The 20,568-nt window shown below is 68.7% G+C and carries 17 protein-coding genes; 6 read left to right on the top strand and 11 right to left on the bottom strand.

All coding sequences use genetic code 11. The annotated features are described in order from the left end of the window. Together A9X04_RS05040 and A9X04_RS05035 are read left to right on the top strand one after the other, a co-directional pair. Positions 1-390: carbohydrate ABC transporter permease (locus A9X04_RS05040; protein ID WP_156764219.1), on the top strand; the 390-nt coding region annotated here is incomplete at its 5' end. 79 nt (positions 391-469) lie between these two features. Beyond that, positions 470-1,807 (top strand): sugar ABC transporter substrate-binding protein, encoded by a 1,338-nt coding sequence (locus A9X04_RS05035; protein ID WP_067918311.1) that lies wholly within the window; start codon positions 470-472, stop codon positions 1,805-1,807. On the opposite strand, the gene A9X04_RS05030 is transcribed toward A9X04_RS05035, so the two are convergent. Genes A9X04_RS05030 through ddaH form a run of 4 tightly spaced genes read right to left on the bottom strand, consistent with a single transcriptional unit; the run spans position 1,804 to position 6,238 of the window. Further along, positions 1,804-2,682 carry a universal stress protein gene (locus tag A9X04_RS05030; protein ID WP_067918310.1) on the bottom strand — a complete coding sequence of 293 codons (879 nt, stop codon included), beginning with the start codon at positions 2,680-2,682 and terminating at the stop codon, positions 1,804-1,806. The two genes, A9X04_RS05035 and A9X04_RS05030, sit on opposite strands and share 4 nt — an antisense overlap. Further along, positions 2,679-4,124, bottom strand: coding sequence for an amino acid permease (locus tag A9X04_RS05025; RefSeq protein WP_067918308.1), 1,446 nt, complete (start codon positions 4,122-4,124; stop codon positions 2,679-2,681). Before A9X04_RS05025 ends, A9X04_RS05030 begins: the two co-directional genes overlap by 4 nt. 24 nt (positions 4,125-4,148) lie before the next feature. Further along, positions 4,149-5,384 (bottom strand): ornithine--oxo-acid transaminase, encoded by a 1,236-nt coding sequence (rocD, locus tag A9X04_RS05020; RefSeq protein WP_067918306.1) that lies wholly within the window; start codon positions 5,382-5,384, stop codon positions 4,149-4,151. Beyond that, positions 5,381-6,238, bottom strand: a complete 858-nt coding sequence (gene ddaH, locus A9X04_RS05015; RefSeq protein WP_067918304.1) for a dimethylargininase — start codon at positions 6,236-6,238, stop codon at positions 5,381-5,383. Before ddaH ends, rocD begins: the two co-directional genes overlap by 4 nt. A gap of 122 nt (positions 6,239-6,360) precedes the next feature. Between ddaH and A9X04_RS05010 the strand changes: the two genes are divergently transcribed. Continuing rightward, positions 6,361-6,807, top strand: a complete 447-nt coding sequence (locus A9X04_RS05010) for an Lrp/AsnC family transcriptional regulator (protein ID WP_067918302.1) — start codon at positions 6,361-6,363, stop codon at positions 6,805-6,807. 16 nt (positions 6,808-6,823) lie between these two features. Here the strand turns inward: A9X04_RS05010 and A9X04_RS05005 are convergent, their stop codons facing one another. Genes A9X04_RS05005 through A9X04_RS04990 form a run of 4 tightly spaced genes read right to left on the bottom strand, consistent with a single transcriptional unit; the run spans position 6,824 to position 11,920 of the window. Next, positions 6,824-8,626: a sulfatase-like hydrolase/transferase gene (locus A9X04_RS05005; RefSeq protein WP_082974810.1), complete on the bottom strand. Its 1,803-nt coding sequence runs from the start codon at positions 8,624-8,626 to the stop codon at positions 6,824-6,826. After that, positions 8,619-9,080: an SRPBCC family protein gene (locus A9X04_RS05000; RefSeq protein ID WP_067918300.1), complete on the bottom strand. Its 462-nt coding sequence runs from the start codon at positions 9,078-9,080 to the stop codon at positions 8,619-8,621. Before A9X04_RS05000 ends, A9X04_RS05005 begins: the two co-directional genes overlap by 8 nt. Before the next feature lie 21 nt (positions 9,081-9,101). Further along, positions 9,102-9,953, bottom strand: a complete 852-nt coding sequence (locus tag A9X04_RS04995; RefSeq protein ID WP_067918297.1) for a CbiQ family ECF transporter T component — start codon at positions 9,951-9,953, stop codon at positions 9,102-9,104. Further along, the gene (locus A9X04_RS04990; RefSeq protein WP_156751816.1) at positions 9,950-11,920 is read right to left on the bottom strand and encodes an ABC transporter ATP-binding protein; all 1,971 of its coding nucleotides are present in this window, start codon (positions 11,918-11,920) and stop codon (positions 9,950-9,952) included. The genes A9X04_RS04995 and A9X04_RS04990 overlap by 4 nt, the downstream gene beginning before the upstream one ends. A gap of 193 nt (positions 11,921-12,113) precedes the next feature. Here A9X04_RS04990 and A9X04_RS04985 point away from each other — a divergent pair, with 193 nt between their 5' ends. Beyond that, positions 12,114-12,587: a MarR family winged helix-turn-helix transcriptional regulator gene (locus tag A9X04_RS04985; protein ID WP_067918292.1), complete on the top strand. Its 474-nt coding sequence runs from the start codon at positions 12,114-12,116 to the stop codon at positions 12,585-12,587. 78 nt (positions 12,588-12,665) lie between these two features. Further along, on the top strand, positions 12,666-15,050 hold the full coding sequence (locus A9X04_RS04980; RefSeq protein ID WP_067918290.1) for an ATP-binding cassette domain-containing protein: 2,385 nt from the start codon (positions 12,666-12,668) through the stop codon (positions 15,048-15,050). On the opposite strand, the gene A9X04_RS04975 is transcribed toward A9X04_RS04980, so the two are convergent. After that, a complete protein-coding gene (locus tag A9X04_RS04975) occupies positions 15,022-16,122 on the bottom strand; it encodes an esterase-like activity of phytase family protein (RefSeq protein WP_369828920.1) in 1,101 nt (366 codons plus the stop codon). The genes A9X04_RS04980 and A9X04_RS04975 overlap by 29 nt on opposite strands. 128 nt (positions 16,123-16,250) lie before the next feature. Between A9X04_RS04975 and A9X04_RS04970 the strand changes: the two genes are divergently transcribed. Next, entirely contained in the window at positions 16,251-18,203 is a 1,953-nt protein-coding gene (locus tag A9X04_RS04970) for an acyl-CoA dehydrogenase (protein ID WP_067918288.1), read from the top strand. Here A9X04_RS04970 and A9X04_RS04965 read toward each other — a convergent pair. Continuing rightward, positions 18,193-19,602, bottom strand: coding sequence for a NarK/NasA family nitrate transporter (locus A9X04_RS04965; protein ID WP_067918287.1), 1,410 nt, complete (start codon positions 19,600-19,602; stop codon positions 18,193-18,195). The genes A9X04_RS04970 and A9X04_RS04965 overlap by 11 nt on opposite strands. A gap of 220 nt (positions 19,603-19,822) precedes the next feature. Further along, positions 19,823-20,290: an LppP/LprE family lipoprotein gene (locus tag A9X04_RS04960; RefSeq protein ID WP_067918326.1), complete on the bottom strand. Its 468-nt coding sequence runs from the start codon at positions 20,288-20,290 to the stop codon at positions 19,823-19,825. Positions 20,291-20,568: the final 278 nt, after the last annotated feature.

Here is a 20,568-nt window from a genome sequence, read left to right as displayed (position 1 = left end):
ATGTTCGGCTCGCCGTACGCGATCTTCCTGCTGCGCGAGCACTTTCGCATCATCCCCAACGACCTGATCAACGCCGCCCACCTGGACGGGGCCAACACCTTGGACGTGATCGTGCACGTGGTGATCCCGTCCAGCCGGCCGGTGCTGGCGGCCTTGACACTGATCACGGTGGTCTCGCAGTGGAACAACTTCATGTGGCCGTTGGTGATCACCAGCGGGCACAAGTGGCGGGTACTCACGGTGGCGACGGCCGATCTGCAGTCGCGGTTCAACTCGCAGTGGACGTTGGTGATGGCGGCGACGACCGTCGCGATCGTCCCGCTGATCGCGCTTTTCGTGGTCTTCCAGCGTCACATCGTCGCGTCGATCGTCGTCTCGGGGCTCAAGTGAGCCGCTCACGCGCCGAGAGTGCGGTCACGGCCGCGATTCCGGGCGCTCCACGACCATCGCGGCAATCTCGGTGCGCACCATGACCCGGCCCCGCGTTTCGACGCTGATGGCTTCGGCGCTCGCGCTGGTCGCGGTCCTGTTGGGCGCGACCGCGGTGCTGCTCGACTACTCCGGCCAGCCGGCCGGCGGCAAGATCGTTGTGACGGTGCGGGTCTGGGCCGAGCAGATCGCCGCGGCCTACCGGCGGTCGTTCGAGGCGTTCAACCGCACGCATCCCGATATCGCGGTGCACACCAGCGTGGTCGCGTATCCGACCTACTTCGACACGCTGCGCACCGATGTCGCCGGCGGCAGCGCCGACGACATCTTCTGGCTCTCCAACGCCTACCTGGCCGCCTACGCCGACAGCGGCCGGCTGATGGACATCGGCGCGGCCCTCGGGCCGGGCTCCGCCTCGGCGTGGGACTCGGCGGTCGTCGGCCAGTTCACCCGCGGGGGCGCGCTGTGGGGGGTGCCGCAGCTGACCGACGCCGGGATCGCGCTGTATTACAACGCCGACCTGCTCGCCGCGGCCGGCGTCCAACCCGCCCAGCTGAACGGCTTGCGGTGGGGCGCCGGCGGTGACGACACGCTGCGCCCGATGCTGGCCCGGCTCACCGTCGACGCCGACGGACGTCGAGGCGGCACCGCGGGTTTCGACGCCGGACGGGTTCGGCAGTGGGGCTACAACGCCGCCAATGATCCGCAGGGGATCTACCTCAACTACATCGGCTCGGCCGGTGGGGTCTTCCAGCGTGGCGACGACTTCGCGTTCGACAATCCCGGGGCGGTGCAGGCCTTCCGTTATCTGGTCGGCCTCATCAACGACGACCACGTCGCGCCGCCCGCCTCGGACACCAACGACAACGGCGACTTCTCCCGTAACCAGTTCCTGGCCGGCAGGATGGCGCTCTTCCAGTCCGGCACCTACAACCTGGCGCCGGTGGCCCGCGATGCCCGCTTCCACTGGGGTGTGACGATGATGCCGTCGGGCCCGGCCGGCCGGGTGAGCGTCACCAATGGCATTGCGGCGGTGGGCAATTCCGCGACGAAACATCCCGGCGCGGTGCGCCAGGTCCTGGCCTGGATGGGTAGCAAACCGGGCAACGAGTTCTTGGGCCGCGAGGGAGCGGCGATCCCGGCGGTCCTGTCGGCTCAGCCGGTCTACTTCGACTACTGGTCGGCCCGGGGCGTGGACGTCACACCCTTCTTCAGCGTGCTCGACGGCCCGCGCATCGCGGCGCCGGGGGGCGCCGGGTTTCCGGCCGGTAACGACGCCCTGCAGCCCTACTTCGATGAGATGTTCCTGGGCCGTGGCGATGTCGCGGCGACCCTGAAACGCGCGCAAGCGGCCGCCAACGCCGCGGCGCAGCGTTAGCCGGGCAGCACCAGCACCGGCACCGGGCTCTCGCGGATGATCTTGGTGCTGCGGGAACCGAGGAAGACGCGCCGGATATCGCCGCGCGGCCGGGTGCCCAGTGCCAGGATCTCGCCCTCCTGCCAATCCGCCTTCGCCAGCGCCTCTTTCCAGCTGCGGCCGGTGACCACCTGCAGCGCGACGTCGTCGCTGACGATCTCGTCCGTCTTGAGCTCCTGGAGGATGTCTCGCACTTGTGACGCCCAGGCCTGCAGCACCTGATCCTCGACCTCGAGCCCCACCTCCGGCGGATACATCGTCTTGCCGCGGACTGCGAACGTGATGACCCGGACCGGCACACCGAATCGCTGCCCGAATTCGAAGCAGCGCTTCACCACATCGATCGAGTCCGGGGTGGCCGAGTAGGCGCAGGTGAGGCGGGTCAACTTGCCTTGGTTCGAACGGTATTCGCGCGGGCTGATGGCCACCGGCACGGTCGAGGCGTGCAGCAGCCAGTCGGCGGTGGAACCGATCAGCACTTGACCGCGGCCGCCGCTGGGCAACGAGCCCAGCACCAGCACGTCGGCGTCGACCTCCTGGATGACCTCGAGGAGCCCACCCGACACCGATCCGTGCGCGCGGTGCGCGTAGTTGACCTCGATCCCGTCGGCCATCGTGGCCAAAATCCCGGCGGCCTCGTTCGCCGACTCCGCGGCCAGGGCGTCGGCCCACAGCTCGAACTCCGCGTCGACACGGGCGCGCGACGGCGTCAGCCACGGCTTGGGCACGATGGTCGCGACGGTCAGCGAGGTGCCGCGGGTGCGCGCGATGCGCACCCCCAGGTGCAATCCCGAGAGCCCGACCTGGCCGGCCCGGTACCCGACGACGACGGTCACAGCGCGTCCCGCTGCAGGGATTGGCTGTTGAGCGCGCTGTGATGGCGGCCCCACACGAAGTAGAAGATTAGCGCGAGCGCGAGCCAGCCGCCGAACGCGATCCAGGTGTACCAGTGCAAGCTGACGAGGATGTAGCCGCACGCCAACACCGAAAGGACCGGCGTCACGGGGTAACCCGGGACCTTGAAGCCCCGTGGCAGGTCGGGCTCGCGCACCCGCAGGATGATCACACCCACGGATACGACGACGAACGCGGTGAGCGTGCCGATGGACACCATGTCCGCCAACTTGTCCAGCGGTATGAAGGCGGCCAGCGCCGAGGCCGCGATAGCCACGATCACCGTGTTGCTCACGGGCGTCATGGTGCGCGTGTTCACCCGCGCGAATCGCGAGGGCAGCAGCCCGTCGCGACCCATGGCGAACAGGATGCGCGTCTGCCCGTACATGGTGACCAGCGTGACCGAGAAGATCGAGATCACCGCCCCCGCAGCCAGAATGGTGCTGGCCCAGCTGCCGCGCGTGACGTTGTCGAGGATGGTGGCCAGCCCGGCCTCCTGCTGTCCGGCGAACTCCTGCCACGGTTGAGTGCCGAGCGCGGCCAGCGCGACGAACAGGTAAACGCCGGTCACGGTCAGCAGCGCCGCGATCAGCGCGCGCGGCATGGTCTTCTGCGGGTTCTTCACCTCGTCGCCCGCGGTCGACACCGCGTCGAGGCCGATGTAGGAGAAGAAGATGGTGCCGGCGGCCGAGCCGATGCCCGCGGCGCCGAAGGGCGCGAAGTCGCGCAGGTGGGTCGCGTCGAAGGCGGTGAACGCGACGACGACGAAGATCACCAGCACGCCCAGCTTGATCAGCACCATGATCGTGTTGACTTTGGCCGATTCGCTGGCGCCGCGGATGAGCAGCACGGCGCACATCGCGAGCAGGATGATCGCCGGCAGATTCACCAAGCCGGGTTGCGCATCCCAGGGCGCGGCGGACAACGCGTGCGGGAATTGGATTCCGAGGATATTGCTGAGCAGCTTGTTGAGGTAGCCGCTCCAGTTGACCGCGACCGCGGCCGTCGACACCCCGTATTCCAGCAGCAGGCAGGCGGCCACCCCGATCGCGACGACCTCGCCCAGCGTGGTGTATGCGTAGGAATACGACGACCCCGAAACCGGTACCGCGGAAGCTAATTCGGCGTAACAAATGGCGGCGAGCCCGGCCGCGAGCCCGGCGATGAGGAACGACAGGATCACGCCGGGGCCGGCCTCGGGAACGGCCTGTGACATGACGAAGAAGATGCCCGTCCCGACGGTCGAGCCGACACCGAACATGGTCAGCTGGAAAGTCCCGATGCTCCGCTTGAGATGGTCCGCGGCCCCGTAGGCGACGACGTTGCCGACGACTGGACGGCGCCGCAGCATCTGCTCCCTCAGGCTGATCGACGTCGGTGGCATGCCCCTCCTTGCTCGATCAGCTGATTATGGGCCAGCCTCCCGCAACGCCATAGCGAACTGCTCAACCGCCCAGTCGATTTCTTGCGCGCTGATCACCAGCGGGGGCGCGAACCGCAGCGTCGAGGAGTGGGTGTCCTTCACCAGCACACCGCGGTCGGCCAGCCGAAGGCTCATCCGCTTGCCCGTCCCGAGCGCCGGGTCGATGTCGACGCCGGCCCACAGGCCCACCCCGCGCACCGCCCGCACACCGTGGCCCACCAGTTCGCGCAGGCGCGCGTGCAGGCGCGCGCCCAACTCCGCCGAGCGGGCCTGAAACTCTCCGCGGCCCAGCATGGCGACCACCGTGCTGCCGATCGCGGCGGCCAACGGGTTGCCGCCGAAGGTGGAGCCGTGTTCGCCGGGGTGCAGCACGCCCAGCACCTCGCGGTCGGCGACGACCGCCGACAGCGGGACCACGCCGCCGCCCAGCGCCTTGCCCAGCAGGTAGACGTCGGGCACCACGCCCCAGTGGTCGCAGGCGAAGGTGTGCCCCGTGCGCGCCAGGCCGGACTGGATCTCGTCGGCGATCATCAGCACGCGGTGCCTTCTGCACAGCGCGCGGACCGTAGGCAGGTAGTCGTCGGGCGGGACGACGATGCCCGCCTCCCCCTGGATCGGTTCGAGCAGCACCGCGACGGTGTGGTCATCGATGGCGCGGGCCAGTGCGGCGGCATCGCCGAAGGGTACCGAGCGGAACCCGGGGGTGAACGGTCCGAATCCCGCCCGCGCCGTCGGGTCCGAGGAGAAGCCGACGATGCTGATCGTGCGGCCGTGAAAGTTGTTGTCCGCCACGATGATGTTGGCCCGTCCGTCGGGGACGCCCTTGACGTCGGTACCCCATTTGCGTGCGACCTTGAGGCCGCTCTCCACCGCTTCGGCGCCCGAGTTCATCGGCAACACCAGGTCCTTGCCGCACAGCCGCGCGAGGGCGGCGCAGAACGGGCCGAGCGTGTTGCAGTGGAACGCGCGGCTCACCAACGTGACGGTGTCGAGCTGGGCATGGGCCGTCGCGGTGATCTCGGGGTTGCGATGGCCGAAGTTGACCGCCGAGTAGGCGGCCAGGCAGTCCAGGTAGCGCCGGCCCTCGACATCGGTGATCCAGGCACCCTCGGCGCTGGCCGCCACCACGGGCAACGGCGAATAGTTGTGCGCGGCATGGCGTTCGACCAGGCCGATCGCGGCCTGCGTTCGGGTGGACGTCCGGGCGTCGAGGATCGTCATGGAAACAACTCCAATGTGCAGCACTTGACCGAGCCGCCACCCTTGAGGAGCTCGGACAGGTCGACGCCGACGGGCTCGAAGCCGGCTTCGCGCAATTGCCCGGCGAAACCCGTTGCGGCCGTGGGAAGGACGACGCGCAGTCCGTCGGAGACGACGTTGAGGCCCAGCACGAACGCGTCGGCGCTGCCGACCACGATCGCGTCGGGAAACAGCGCGCGCAGTTGGTCCTGCGCCGCGGTGCTGAACGCCGGCGGGTAGAACGCGATCGTATGGTCGTCGAGTACGGCCAGCGCGGTGTCGAGATGGTAGAAGCGCGGATCGACCAACTCCAGCGAGACCACCGGCACCCTCAGCGCCGCGGAAATCTCCGCGTGCGCACGCCGGTCGGTGCGAAAGCCGTAGCCCGCCAACACCGTTTCGCCGATCATCAGCAAGTCGCCCTGCCCCTCGTTGACGTGACGGGTGGACACGGGCCGGTACCCGAGCGAAGACATCCATTGGGCGTAGGCCTGCGACTCGCCGGCCCGCTCCGCGAATCGAAACCTCGCGACGATCGCGACATCGCCGGCGATGAATCCGCCGTTGGCGGCGTAGACCATGTCCGGAAGCCCCGGCGCCGGCCCGATCACCTCGACCTGATGCCCTAACCGAAGGTAGGTGGTGCGCAGGTCGTCCCACTGGGCCTGCGCGCGGCCGACATCGACGGGTGTGGCGACGTCCATCCAGGGGTTTATCGCGTACTCGACGGCGAAGAACGCCGGCGGCGTCATCGCGTACCGGCGGGCGCGGGGCGTGCGGACCCGGCGGCCGGGTGCCGAGCCGGACCCGGCCGCCACCACGTATTGTTCCGTCATAGATCAACGGTATTTCGGCATCCTGACACAATCAATCGCTATATATTGCGTGTCTATAGGCGATTTATTGCGTAAGAGTGGCTTCGCCACGGATTCATTGCGCCCGATCGAAGGGAAGGGTGATGGAGCGCCTCGACGAGACCGACGCCCGCATCCTGGCCGAGCTGACCGAGCACGCGCGGGCAACGTTCGCCGAGATCGGCGAAAAGGTGAATCTGTCTGCCCCGGCGGTCAAGCGGCGCGTCGACCGGATGCTCGACGCCGGCGTCATCAAGGGCTTCACCACGATCGTCGACCGCAATGCGCTCGGCTGGAACACGGAAGCCTACGTGCAGGTGTTCTGCCACGGCACGATCGCGCCGGACCGGCTGCGGGCGGCCTGGGTGGACATGCCCGAGGTGGTCAGCGCCGCGACGGTGACCGGCACGTCGGACGCCATCCTGCACGTGCTGGCGCGCGACATGCGCCACCTGGAGGCCGCCCTCGAGCGGATCCGGTCGAGCGCGGACATCGAGCGCAGCGAGAGCATCGTGGTGTTGTCGAACCTCATCGACCGGATGCGGACTTAGCCCGGGCGCCGCGGCGTCACGAGTTGCCGATCAACCGCTTCAGCATCGACGGCCGCGCGCCGGGTGGGCGGCGAGAGGCGTAGGGCCACGGCACGTTTCGCTCCGGAACGGAGTCGGCCCGGACGTGTTTGAGCCGCGCTCGCAGGTGCGCGCGCAGGGCATGCAGGTCGGGATCGGCCCACCGGTTGATGGCTTCGATCGGATCGGCGGTGAGGTCGTACAGCTCCCACTGGTCGTCGAGGGGCGACGTGCGGTACGCGTCTCCGCCGAGCCCGTTGGCCGCCAAGTGCCGCACCCCCGGCTCCGTCCAGGTGCTCGGGTCGTCGAAGGTACGCACCAGTTTCCACAGGTGGCCAGCGCCACCGGCGGCCGCCGTCTCGTCGACGCGGACCACCAACCCCTCAAAGTTGGAGGCGGTGTGGGCCGGCACCCGGATGCGCAGCGGCGCGGGCGGATCGACGGTCCGCTTCAGCCGGCGCGCCAATCCCGATGCGCCGCTGTCCCCTTCGAGCATGTTGTCGCGGGTCATCAGGTAGACGGCGCGTGTCTCGTCCGCCGCCGCGCCGTCCACGATCGGCATGAGGTTCCGCCCGGGCAGCGGGTGCACTTCCGAGAACGACTCGGCCAGCGTCGCGGCCGCCGCGGCGACGTCGACGCCCGCCGCCGCCAGCAGGGTGGGGACCAGGTCGACGTGTGAGGTCGGCGCCGTGACGCGGCGTGGCCGCGTCGACCGCTCGCCGATGCGCGCGATGACGAAGGGAACGCGGGTGGCCTCGTCGTACAGGTTGAACCACTTCTGGTGCAGGCCGCCGTGGGCGCCCAGCAGGTCGCCGTGGTCGGCGGTGCGCACCAATACCGCGTCGCCCGAACCGCCTTCGGTGACCGCCCGCCTGACGCGATCGAGCGGGCCGTCCACCTCGGCGTGCAGCCGGTAGTACAGGTCGCGGTAGCGCTGCGCGTTGCGCCCATAGGTCCGCTCGATCGCGGGTGCGGGGCCATAGCCGGAGTAATAGGCCTCGCGGAACGCGATCTGCGCCGCCGGCTTGGTGGACAGGTCTTCCTGCGCGGTGGGCGCGGCGGGCACCGCGGGCGGGTCGAGCGGCGACGGCTTGACCGGGCTCCGGCGCGACCAGGCCGGGAACAACACGATGTCGTGGGGATTGACGAAGCTGGCCACCAAGAGGAACGGACGCAACGCGGCGGGATCGCCCTGGCGGCGGCGGGCGTAACGATCGGCCAGCCAGGCGACCACCCGGTCGGCGATCAGCGGGTCGCGGCGCACGCCGGCGTCGGCCAATGCCGCCCCGTGCGGCTCCGGACCGACCCACCCGGAGAAACCGAACGGCCCCAGCGGATCTGCGGCCAGGTAGCGCCGCACCGCGGCGGCGTCGACGGCGCCGTTCTTGTCATTGGTGGCCAGCGGTCGGCCGGTCGCCGGGTCGGTGATATCGGCGTGCGAGATGTGCCACTTGCCGTCGTAATGGGTGTCGTATCCGGCGGCGCGAAACCAATTGCCCAGTGTGGGCACCTCACCCTGGCGCAACCAGCGCATGCGCGAATCGCCGGCGGTCTTTCCGATGCCATCGGTCTGGGTGACGCCGTGCAGGTCGGGGTAGTGCCCGGTGAAAATGGTTGGGCGGCTTGGCACGCAGGCCAGTGATCCGGTGTAGTGCCGGGTGAAGCTGACGCCGTGGTCGTCGAACCACTTGCGGCCGCCGAGCGTCCGGTCGCGCCAGGCCAGCACGTCGGGGGCCTCGTACGGCGGCACCGCGCGTTCCTCGTCGGTCATGATGATGACGACGTCGGGGCGATCAGACACCAGCGTGCTCCAATCGATTCGCCAGGCCGGCGAGCATCGCCTCGGACTGTCGCACGAGGACGCGGCACAGGACAACTTCGGCCAGCTGTTGCGTTGCGTGCGGGCCGATTTCGACGGTGCTGGTGAGGGTCACCAGGGTGGTCGCAGCCGAATCACCGCCGGCGGGTGCCAGCGTCCAGCGGTTGGACACCCTGCGCAGGCGGCGTGGCAGGCCTTCGATGTCGTAGGCGAGGGCGCGGGGCGGGTCGAATTCGGTGATGCGCTCGACGAGGGCGTCGCGCTTGACCTGCACCCGGCGGGCCGTGCCGACGCCGGGTCCGTCGGGCCCGGAGGACAAGATGCACGAGTGATCGACGTTGCCGGCCCACGAACTGATCGACCCGAAGTCTGCGAGTGTTTCCCAGACGTCGCCGATGCGTGCCGCGATCGCGCGAGTCCGGTGGATGTCGGCCACCCGCTCACGCTACGCGAGGGCCTAGGCCGTCAGGTGGAATATCGTCTCGATCGCCACCGCAGCACCGCTGACCGCGACGGTGACGCCGAGCGTGACCCAGTCCCCCAGTTTCGGCCGTGCCGGATCGGCGGAGAGCTGGCCGATGCCGCCGCGAGCGGTGATCGCATCGCCCATCTCGTCGGCCCGGCGCAGGGTCACCACGATGGCGGCGGCGACCAGATCGATCGAGTTACCCGCCGTCTGCCTGACCCGCGCCTTGCGACTCGTCGGCATGTGGTTGGGCCGCAGTCGACGGGCGGCGTAGAGCACCTGGAATTCCTCGATCAGCAACGGGAAGGCACGCAGCGCCAGGGCCAGGGCCACCGCCCACTCGTCCACCGGAATCCGCAACAACTTGAACGGGCGGCCCAAAATCGCCAGGGCGGGCGCGATTTCGGCGACGTTGGTGGTCCAGGACACCATCGCCCCCAGCCCGAGCAGAACCACCGATAACGCGGAGATCCGCAGGAAGTTCAACGCCCCGCCGAGCCAGATGTGGGCCCCGTTGATGGTCAGCATCGGACTACCACCGGCCAGCGCGGCGGTCACGAAACCCAGTGTGAGGAGGATCCACAGCCACCGCGGAACCGACGGAAGCGCCCCCCGCGGGATGTGAGCGATCCAGACCGCCGCCAGCACCAGCGCCGCCACCGACCCGATGGTCACCCAGCCCGGAAACAGGGTGAGCAACACCGAAACACCGAATACCACCAGGAGTTTGGTTCCGGCCCACAGGTTGTGGATGGGGGACCTGCCCGGCACCGGAACCAATAGCACCACCGGCCGGGAGGTGCGCCGACTCCTCCTGGGGGCCGAGGCGGAGGTTGCGGTCACGCCACACCCCCGGCCGCGGCGGTGGCCGACACCGCTTGCAGCGCGCCCTTCTGCAGATGCACGGTCCGCGTGCACACGGCTTCCAAACCGACGAAGTCGTGGGAAATGACAACTACGGTCAGGCCCCGGTGACGGCGCAGATCCGCCAGCACGCGCAGCAGGCCCCGCTGGCTGGCGACGTCCAACCCGGCCAGCGGCTCGTCGAGGATCAGCACGCGCGGCGAACACGCCAGCAGGCCGGCCAGGACCACCCGCCGCATCTGGCCGCCGCTGAGCTGATCGATGCGCCGCTTGCCCATCGCGGGTTCCAGCCCGACCGCAGCAAGGGCGGCGACCACCCGGTCTTCGTCATCGTCGGAAAAGCCCGCCACGGAGGCAAGTTCCAGGCCGACGTGACTGCGCATCAATTGCAGCCGCGCCGTCTGAAATGACAGCGCCACCGCGCCGACGTGCTCCCGGATGGGCTCGCCGTCGATCAAGCAGGCGCCGTTGGTGGGAACGGTCAGCCCGGCCATGATCCACGCCAGCGTCGACTTGCCCGAGCCGTTGCCGCCGTGAATCAAGATCCCGTCACCCTGCTCCACGACGAGGTTGATGTCGCGCAGCGCGGTCTTCGCCCACGGTGTCCCGCTGTTGTATTCGTGTCCGACGCCGATGATTTCGAGCACCGGCTTGTTCGAGCCCCACTTCACCGCGGGGACCGGGGCGGGGGGCGGGGCCGTCTCGACCACAACGGTGTTGTCCGGGGAATCGCTGAGGTTGATCGTCCGGTCCGCCGACGCGGCCTCGTTGTCGAAATGCGTGATGTGCACCAGGGCGGTTCGATGCCGTTGGGGAAGGCCCGACAGCACGTTCAACAAGACGTTACGGCCCTCTCGGTCGATCATGCTGGTGAATTCGTCGGCGATCAGCAGCGCCGGTTCTCGGGCCAGCGCCGCGGCGAGGGCGAGGCGCTGCAACTCCCCGCCGGACAGGCTTCCGGTGTCCCGTTCGCCGAAACCCTCGAGCCCTACTTCGCGCAACAAATGGTCGACGTCGACCGCGGTGCCCGGCGGCAGCCCCCAGACGACATCATCGGCCACCCGGGTGCCCAGCACCTGGCTCTTCGGGTGCTGCAGGACAAGCGCCGTGCCGCCCACCATGCCCAACCCCACCGCTCCGGGGCGCCGCACGGTGCCCGATGTCGGGGGCCGGCCCGCCAGGATCAGCGTCAACGTGGTCTTGCCGGACCCGTTGGCGCCGATGACGGCAACGTGTTCTCCGACTTGCAGTTCCATGCTGAGCTCACGCAACGCGTCCTGCTGGGCGTGCGGGTAGCGGAACCGCACCTTGTCGAGCCGCACCGGCACGGGCCCGATCGGGGCGTCGGGCGGCTCGTCCGGAGCGTCCAGTTTGTGCACATCCGGAACGTTGCCCATCCGATCCAGGAGGCGGGACAGCGCCCACCAACCGATCAACGACGACACCACGACGCCGTAGGTGACATAGCCGAGCATCAGCCACGGCCAATACTGCAACCCGAATTCGAAGACCCGCTTGACGTCGACGCCGAGCCACCCCAAATTCACCCGGTCGAGGAACGCCACGACACCGTCCACGTTGGCGGTCATCACCTGGAATATCAGATGGCGCAACCGATTCAGCACCGCCAGCATGCCGACCGTGGCGACGGCGACGAAGAAGCCGGCGATCAGGGACGCGAACGTCACGGTCGGTGTGCCCCTGCCCCGGCGTTTGACGATTCCGGTCAATCCGCCGATGTAGGCGCAGTTGATGACGGTCAGGAAACTGCCCAATCCAGAGATGAGGAAGGCCAGAGTTCCGGCAGCAAACGTCGCGGCGATGAGCACCCGGAGGCGGTAACGGTAGGTCAGCAGCCCCATGGGCACGGTGCCCAACAGCGCCAAACCCTGCGCGAACGGGATCACCCCGGCGACGATCGAGATCACCGCGCACAGCGCCCCCATCACGGAGGCCTGTGCCAATTCGGCCGGTCGTAACGGCCCACCCCGATGGTGCGAACGGACGGGGCGACGGGCATTCACTTCACTGATTGTGCCAGCCCGCCGCGCCGAGTCGCGTCATACACTTCGTGACTTCCGGCCCAGTTCGGGCCGGCGCCTCTCGTCTCAGTTAGCAAAGCTATGGAACGATGGGCACATGGACAGAGTTGTCGATACCGCACACGTCGAGGCCCAGCAGCTGGGAGCGGATCTGCTCGCCGTGGTGGCGCGGCTCAACCGGCTGGCCACCCAGCGCATCCAGATGCCCTTGCCCGCGGCGCAGGCCAGGCTGCTCGCCACGATCGAAGCTCACGGGGAAGCCCGCATCGGTGATCTCGCGACCGTCGACCACTGCTCCCAACCGACCATGACCACCCAGGTGCGCCGGCTCGAGGAGGCCGGCCTGGTCACCCGGACCATCGACCCGGGGGATGCGCGCGCCGTCCGGATCCGCATCACCCCTCAGGGCAAACGCATGCTCAACGCGGTCCGCGCCGACCGCGCCGCCGCGATCGAACCCCAACTCGCGCTCCTCGAACCGGGCGACCGCCGGGTGCTCACGGACGCGGTCCAGGTATTGCGCCGGCTCCTCGACAATGCGTCGCCGGCCGGGCGGCGTAGCACGCTGTGAGGGCTTAAACCGGTGAAGAGGCCGCGGCCAGCGGGTAGACACTAAGTCGAGCTGATCGGTGACGAAAGGGGGCGGGCGATGCGGACCGAGGCTTCCACGTTCAGGGCCTCCCCGTTGACCGTGTGGGTCGGGCCCATGAGGTTCGACTTCGCCCCGGGGCGCGACGTGATCGTCGGCTACGGCCCGGGCTGCGACATCGCCCTCGAGCGCCTCGGAAACCCGGGCTCGCCGCCGCCACCGCCCGGGCCGGAGATGGTGCTGCGGTTCGCCGGCACCCAGTGGGTGGCCATCGACCTGAGCCACCACGGGATCTTCGTCGACGGCGCGCGGGCGTCGACCGTGAACATCCGCGACGGCCAGGCGATCAGTGTCGGTGATCCGCAGCGGGGCCCGCGGCTGGTCTTCCAGATCGCGCAGCCCGCAGGTCCGCCGGCCCCGGCTCAGCGCCCGGCGCCCCGGCCCGGGGCTCACCCGCCGCCTCCTTTTCCGGTCGCGCCGCCACCGCCCCGCCCGCACGGCCCCAACCTGCGGGCCCCGACACAGCGCGAGACGCAGCGGATGCCCGTCGTGCCGCCACAACCGCCGGCGGCCGAACCCCCCGCCCCGCCCGCTCAGCCGCACCCCGCGCCGCCCGCTCAGCCCGCCGCTCAGGACACGGGCGGTCCGGGGCTGATCGAACGGATGGTCACCTCGAAACTGCGCGTCGCGCGTCCTTCGATTCGCACGGCGGAGCCGAACGCCACCTACCGCCTGCCGCTCAAGGCCGACGCCCGCACCGTCGGAGTCGCCGCGTACCGGCTCGGACTCACCGTCGACGGGCGCGAGACGCTGTCGGATATCTCCTTCACGGCGCGTCCGGGCGCGTTCACCGCGATCGTCGGGCCCTCGGCCGCGCGCAACTCCGCGCTGCTCGGACTGCTCGCCGGCACCAGGCAACTCAGCTCCGGCCGCGTCACCGTCGACGGCCACGACGTGCACGCCGAGCCGCAGTCCATGCGCAGCCGCATCGGCATCGTGTCGCCCGACGACCGCTTGCACCGGCAGCTGACCGTCGAGCGGGTCATGCGATACGCCGCCGAAATGCGCCTGCCGCAAGATGTTTCGCCCGAGCAACGAGACCGCGTGGTCAGCCAGGTTCTCGAGGAACTCGAGCTGACACCGCACCGGGCCACCCGGATCGGCAAGCTGTCGCCCGAGCTGCGCCGGTGCGCCGCGCTGGCGGTCGAGCTCGTCACCCGGCCGACGCTGCTCGTGGTTGACGAGCCGAGCGCCGGCCTGGACGCGGAACAACAGCGCCACGTGATGGCGATGCTGCGGCGCCAGGCCGACATCGGCTGCGTGGTCGTGGCGGCCGCGTCATCGCGGACGTCGTCGACCGACTTCGACCTGTGCGATCAGGTGCTGGTTCTCACCTCGGCCGGTACGACGGCATTCCTCGGGCCGCCCGCGCAGATCGAGGCCACGATGGGCACGGCCGACTGGTCCGCGGTGCTCGCCCGGGCGGGCGCCGATCCCGGCGGAACCCACCGTGCGTTCCGTGCCCGCCCATCGGCGTCGGCGTTGACGGCGCCGCCCGAGGTGGCCGCCCCGTCGCCGCCGCCCGCCGAACCCCCGATGGCGCGGCAGGTCCGGCTGCTGGCCCGCCGCGACGTCAGGCTGATCTTCGCCGACCGGCTCTACTTCGTGTTCTTGGCGATTCTGCCGTTCCTGCTGGCGGGAGCGACGCTGCTGATCCCGGGCGATTCGGGCCTGGCCCGGCCACCGGCGGGCGCCGCCCACCCGCACGAAGCCATCGAGATCCTGGCCGCCCTCAACGTCGCCGCGGTGATCATCGGCACCGCGCTGACGATCCGGGCCGTGGTGGGTGAGCGGCACGTCTTCCGGCGCGAGCAGGCTCTCGGGATGTCGACGACGGCCTACCTGGCCGCCAAGATCCTGGTGTTCGGCGTCGCCGCGGCCCTGTTGACGGCAGTCGTGTTCGCCATCGTCGTCGCCGAGAAGGGCGGTCCAACGCGCGGCGCCGCCTTGTTGCACGACGCCACGCTCGAGCTCTATGTGAGCGTGGCGGTGACGGCCATCGTGTCCGCGGTGATCGGGCTCGCGTTGTCGGCGCTGGGCACTCGGCTGCGTGAGGTCCTGCCGCTGCTGTTGCCGGTGATCCTGGCGTCGGCGCTGTTCAACGGGAGCCTCGTCCAGCTGGTGAGCAAGTGGGGCTTCCAGGAAATCTCCTGGTTCGTTCCCGCCCGATGGGGCTTCGCCGCCTCGGCGTCCACGGTCGACCTGCGCAGGGTCGACGCGTTGGCCGCCGATTCCCAGACGTGGACCCACTACAGCGGTTGGTGGGTGTTCGACATGACCATGCTGGTGCTCTTCGGCGTGGCGGCGACGGGCTTCGCCCTCTACCGGCTGCGGCCCGAACCCGGCCGGGCCCGCATCACATCGCCAACAACAGGAACTGGGTGACCTGGCGGGGCGAGAAGTTGTTGTCGCTGACCAGCACCACCGACTGGCGACCGTCGGGCAGCTTCGGTCCCAGCGTGATGCCCTCGACGTTGTCCAGCGGTGACAGTCCCGGCGTGGACGACAAATCGACCGCCAGGGTTTTAGTCATGGGCGTCACGGCCGCGTGCTCCATCGACGGGGTGGTCAAAACGTCTGTCGCCGCACCGATTTCGGCGCGGTAGATCCGCACCGTCGGCGGCAGGGCCGACGATCGCTCGATCACCAAGAAGGTCGTGTCCGACAAGGCGACCAGATCGGAGACACCGTTGACATCGGCGGGCGGTGCCGGCGGCTCCATCGGGTACGCGTATTGGGCCGTGGCCGCGCCGGTCGCGACGTCGAACTTCGTGATCCGGGTGAGGATGCGGTGGCCGCCGTCGCTGAGCGGACCGTCGTTGTAGCCGGGGTCCTCCATCGCGGCGAACAGCGATCGGCCGTCGGGCGTCAGCGCCAGGCCCTCCAGCGCCTTGTCCCTGCGCGGGCCCACGCGCTGCGCCGACATCGCCAGATTGGCCGGCAGGGTGAACTGGCCCAGGTAGGCACCGTCGAGCGCCGCGGTCCGGATCCACGGGTCGAGCAACACCGGGCCGGCGGTGAGCCGCTCACCTTCGGAGGACCAGTACAGCCGCTGCCGGGAGGGATCGAACGCGATGCCTTCGGGGTCGGGGGGAACGATCGGCGGCGTGGTATCCGCCCTGAGCGGCGGGAACGGCCGGCCGGACGGGTCGAGCAGCGGATGGGTGCCGGTGAACGTGACGTGGTCAATTCCCCTGTCCGACAGGGACAACTGCACCGTGTAGAACCGGGCCGGATTCTTCTTGGAGCGATCGTCACTGATCACGTAATACAGCTGGCGGCCCGGGTCGTAGCTGAGCGCCGACAGCCCGCCGATGACGGTGCCGTCGAAGGTGGCGTCGAACGGAACCTGCGACTGGCCCAGATACGTCAGCATCGGCCGCGGCGCGGGTGGATGCCCGGACGCGCATCCCACCAACGCCAGGGCGAGACACATCGACGCCACCCACCGACTCATAACCGAGAAGGTAGCGGGCGAGCGTGCACTCAGCACGAAAATTCGGCCTCGACCTCGCCATGGATGCACGTTCGGTGAAAATCGGGTTGTTGTTTCACGCAACGCGAACCGGGGGATACGGTCGGTCTATGGCGCCAGATAGCACAACCATTGCCGAGCAGCTGCGCAACGCCCTCGACGGGCGTTGGCGCGACGTCAAGAACCAGCTGCGGTCCACCATGAGTGAGGACCTCTTCCGCCCGCACTACACCCCGAACACCGTGATCGCGCGCACCAAGGTGGCCGAGCAGATGAGGATCATGGCCGCGTTCGGCGCCGCCGCCGACAACTTCCGCAAGGAGCACGGCGGCACCGGCGACATCGGCGCCGCCATCACGATGATCGAGATGCTCGCGATGTCGGATCTGTCGTTGATGGTGAAGGCCGGCGTTCAGTGGGGGCTGTTCGGCGGCGCCGTGGAAAACCTCGGCACCGAGCGCCACCACGAGGCATACGTCAAGAAGATCATCAGCCTGGAATTGCGGGGCTGCTTCGCGATGACCGAGACCGGACACGGCAGCGACGTGCAGTCGCTGGAGACCACCGCGACGTATGACCCCGCGACGGAGGAGTTCATCATCGACTCCCCCACGCCGACGGCCCGTAAGGATTACATCGGCGGCGCGGCCGAAACCGCCACCATGGCAGCGGTATTCGCGCAACTCATCACGACCGAGAACGGCGAGCCGGTCCAGCACGGCGTGCACTGTCTGCTGGTGCCGATCCGCGACGCCGACGGCAACGACCTGCCCGGGGTGACGACGTCGGACTGTGAGTACAAGGGCGGCCTGCCCGGGGTCGACAACGGCCGAATCGTCTTCGACCACGTCCGCGTCCCGCGGGTGAACCTGCTGAACAAATACGGCGACGTGGCGCCGGACGGGACCTACAGCTCACCGATCGAGAACCCCAACCGCCGGTTCTTCACCATGCTGGGCACGTTGGTGCGCGGGCGGATCACGGTGGGCGGCAGCGCGGGCGCGGCCGCGCGCGTCGCGTTGGACATCGCCACGCGATACGCCTTGCAGCGCAAGCAATTCAGCGCACCCGACGACGAGTCCGAGGTGCTGATCATGGACTACCTGGTGCACCAGCGCCGGCTGTTCCCGTTGATCGCCAAGTCGTACGCGCTGCAGTTCGCCCAGAACGAGCTGGTCAGTAAATGCCACGACATCCAGACCGCCGACGCAGTCGACGCCGACGAGCAACGCGAATTGGAGGCACGTGCCGCCGGCTTGAAGGCGGCCAACACCTGGCACGCGTCCCGGGCGATTCAGGAGGCGCGGGAGGCCTGCGGCGGCGCGGGCTACATGGCCGAGAACCGGTTGGTCGCGCTACGCGGCGACACCGACGTGTTCACCACGTTCGAGGGTGACAACCACGTCCTGACGCAGCTGGTGGCCAAGGAGCTGCTGACGGCCTACGCCGACGACATCCGCAGCATGAGCCCCGTCGAATGGGTCCGCTTCGCCGCCAACACCGTCGGTGAGCGCGTGGTCAAACGCACTGCGGCAGAGACGATCATCCAAACCATCGTCGACGCCCGGCAGGACAGCGAGGAAGAGGGCAGCCTGTTCAACCGGGGCACCCAGATCAAGATGTTCGAGGATCGGGAGGAATACCTCCTCGCCTCCGTCGCGCGCCGGCTGCAGGCCAAATCCAAGGAGATGTCGGAGTTCGACGCGTTCAACGCGGTGCAGGACCACGTGCTGCACGCCGCGGCCGCGCACATCGACCGGGTGATCCTCGAAGCGTTCGTCGCCGGCATCGACGCCTGCCCGCACGAGGAGGCCCGGGAGTTGTTGGGCATCGTCTGCGACCTGTACGCACTGTCGGTGATCGAGGACGACAAAGCCTGGTACATCGAGCATCGGTACCTGTCCACCGAACGCGCCAAGGCCGTCACCCGGGGCATCAACGATCGATGTCGCGCGCTGCGCCCCCACGCGCAAACGCTGGTCGACGGATTCGGGATCCCCGAGCAGCTGCGCTATGCCGAGATGCTGCACCCGGAGAACTTGACGGACACGGTCACGAGCTGACGGGCTGCTCGCCGAGCACCTCCCAGCCCGACCGCGCCGCGTCCCGTTGCGGCCCGACGTATCTGACCCAGGTCAGGATCGCAGCAGCGACGTAACAGATCAGGAAGAACCAGAACGCCGGCGTCTCGGTGTCGGCGCTGGCATAGGACTGCCGCAGCGCCAGGTTGATCACCACTCCCCCGAGTGCGCCCAGCGAGCCGGCGAATCCGATCAGCGCTCCTGCCCGCACGGTCTCCCAGTGCCGCCGCTCGGCGTCGGCGACACCCAGCGCACGGCTTCGCTCCGCCACGACCGACGGGATGAGCTTGAACACCGAGCCCTTGCCGATGCCGCAAAAGATAAACAGCGCAATGAATCCGACGACGTAGCCGATCGTCGTGAAAGCCCCCACCGGGTCGCCGGGAACGCGTGTGAGGTCTTCATGGGTGCTGACGGCGACCAGGAAGCCTCCGGCGGCGATCATGGCGGTCAGGACGACCAGCGTGACGCGGCCACCGTCGAAACGATCGCCCAGCCTGCCACCGACCACCCGTGCAATCGATCCCAACAGCGGTCCGACGAAGGCGATTTCGGCGGCGTGCAGCGCGGCCTGCCCGTGGCTTTGCCCGGCCGCCATCAGGTTGTGTTGCAGCACTTGGCCGAAGGCGAACGCGAAACCGATGAAGGATCCCGCGGCGCACATGTAGAGGAATGAGATCGCCCAGGTATCGGGAAACGACAGAACGGATCGCACGTGGGCGACCTCGATCGAATGGTCGAGGTTGTCCATGAACAGGGCCGCACCGACACCGACGACGGCCAGCAGCACCAGATAGACGGCGCACACCCAGTACGGCGCCCGATGGCCTGCGGTGGCCAGCACCACCAGGCCGACGGCCTGGATGGCCGCGGCACCGAGGTTGCCGATCCCGCCGGTGAGCCCCAGCGCCATCCCCTTGCGCCGCTGCGGATAAAAGGATTCGACGTTGGCCAGCGACGCCGCGTAGTTGCCACCGCCCAATCCCGTCAGCGCCGCGCACACCAGATAGGGCCACAACGGCAGGCCGGGATGGGCCAGCAGCGCGATCGCACCCACGGTCGGGATCAGGAGCACGACCGATGACAGCACCGCCCAGTTACGCCCGCCGAACCTGGCCGTGCCCATCGCGTACGGGATGCGCACGAGCGCCCCGACCAGGGCGGCGGTGGCACCCACCAGAAGCTTGTCGCCGGTGGTGAACCCGTAGACGTCCTCCGGCATGAACAGCACCATGACCGACCACAGGTACCAGATGGAAAAGGCGACGTGCATGGTCGCGATCGACCAGATCAGGTTCCGGCGGGCGATCAGCCTGTTCCCGGCTTCCCACGCCACGACATCCTCTGGGTCCCAGTGTATGAGGCGCCGCGAGCTGCCCATGAGACCTGCCTTCCTCCGCCGGATCCACTGCCGGCACTGGTTGTCAAGGATGACAGGGCTCGCCCGGTGATGGCGCAGCCCGGCGTAAGAGTCTACTGAATAAAGCCTGTGAAATTCGGCCGTTTGGCCGCACGAAAGCCGCTCTCGGGTCTGAATATTCACAACGCGGGCCGGACAATCAACGTGCGGGGTTCGCGCGCGTTCGGCTTGTGGCCCAACGTCATTGATTCGGGATCTTGCCGAGCGCCCTCAGCTTGCCGTCCGGGCCGATCTCGAACTTCACCGTGCCGATACCGGTGGGGCAGCACGGCTGATCGTTGCCCTTCAACCATTGGTACTGAACCGTGATGGTGTCGTCGGAGGGCGGAAGCACGGTGATGTACGGCTTCGGGTTCGGGGTCGCCGTGCCCAGCGACGTGTTGTGATCGAAGAACAGCAGCTGCTGGCCGGTGGATTCGCTGGCAATGGTGGGGATGATCTGCACCCAGTACAAGCGGCACTTCCTGGCATGTCCGCGAGCGATTTCCACCCACGTGGTACCCGGGACGGTGATGGGAACCGACGCGATGGCGCGCTGCACGGTGTCGGGCGCCGGCCCATCGGAGTCCTTGCACTTGTCGGCCGGCGCCGGCGGCGCTGCGGCGTGCTTCTCGCCGCAACCGGACGCCAGCAGGATCAAGAGGATCACCATCAGCCGACGCACGCGGTGAGCTTAGCGAAGGCTGTGAATGTGCCGTTTGTTTGGTCGGAGACGCCATTCCGATAGGTGATGCCGCCACCCGCCCCGGTAGCCTTGAGCGGAGTCAGCGGGTCGACGATGACCCTGGCTGACCTGGGGGTTTGCGGCTTTTCCGAGAGTTCACGGACGCGCTTTGGCCGGTGAGAGGAAGCCGTAAAACGGGGGAAACTCCGGATACCCGGTGCCGAAACATCCTCGTCGCACCATTCGATGTAAGCCTGTTGCGC

This window comes from Mycobacterium sp. E3247 (assembly GCF_001667785.1).
Classification (GTDB): Bacteria; Actinomycetota; Actinomycetes; order Mycobacteriales; family Mycobacteriaceae; genus Mycobacterium.
This window is presented reverse-complemented; position numbering and strand designations above follow the sequence as displayed.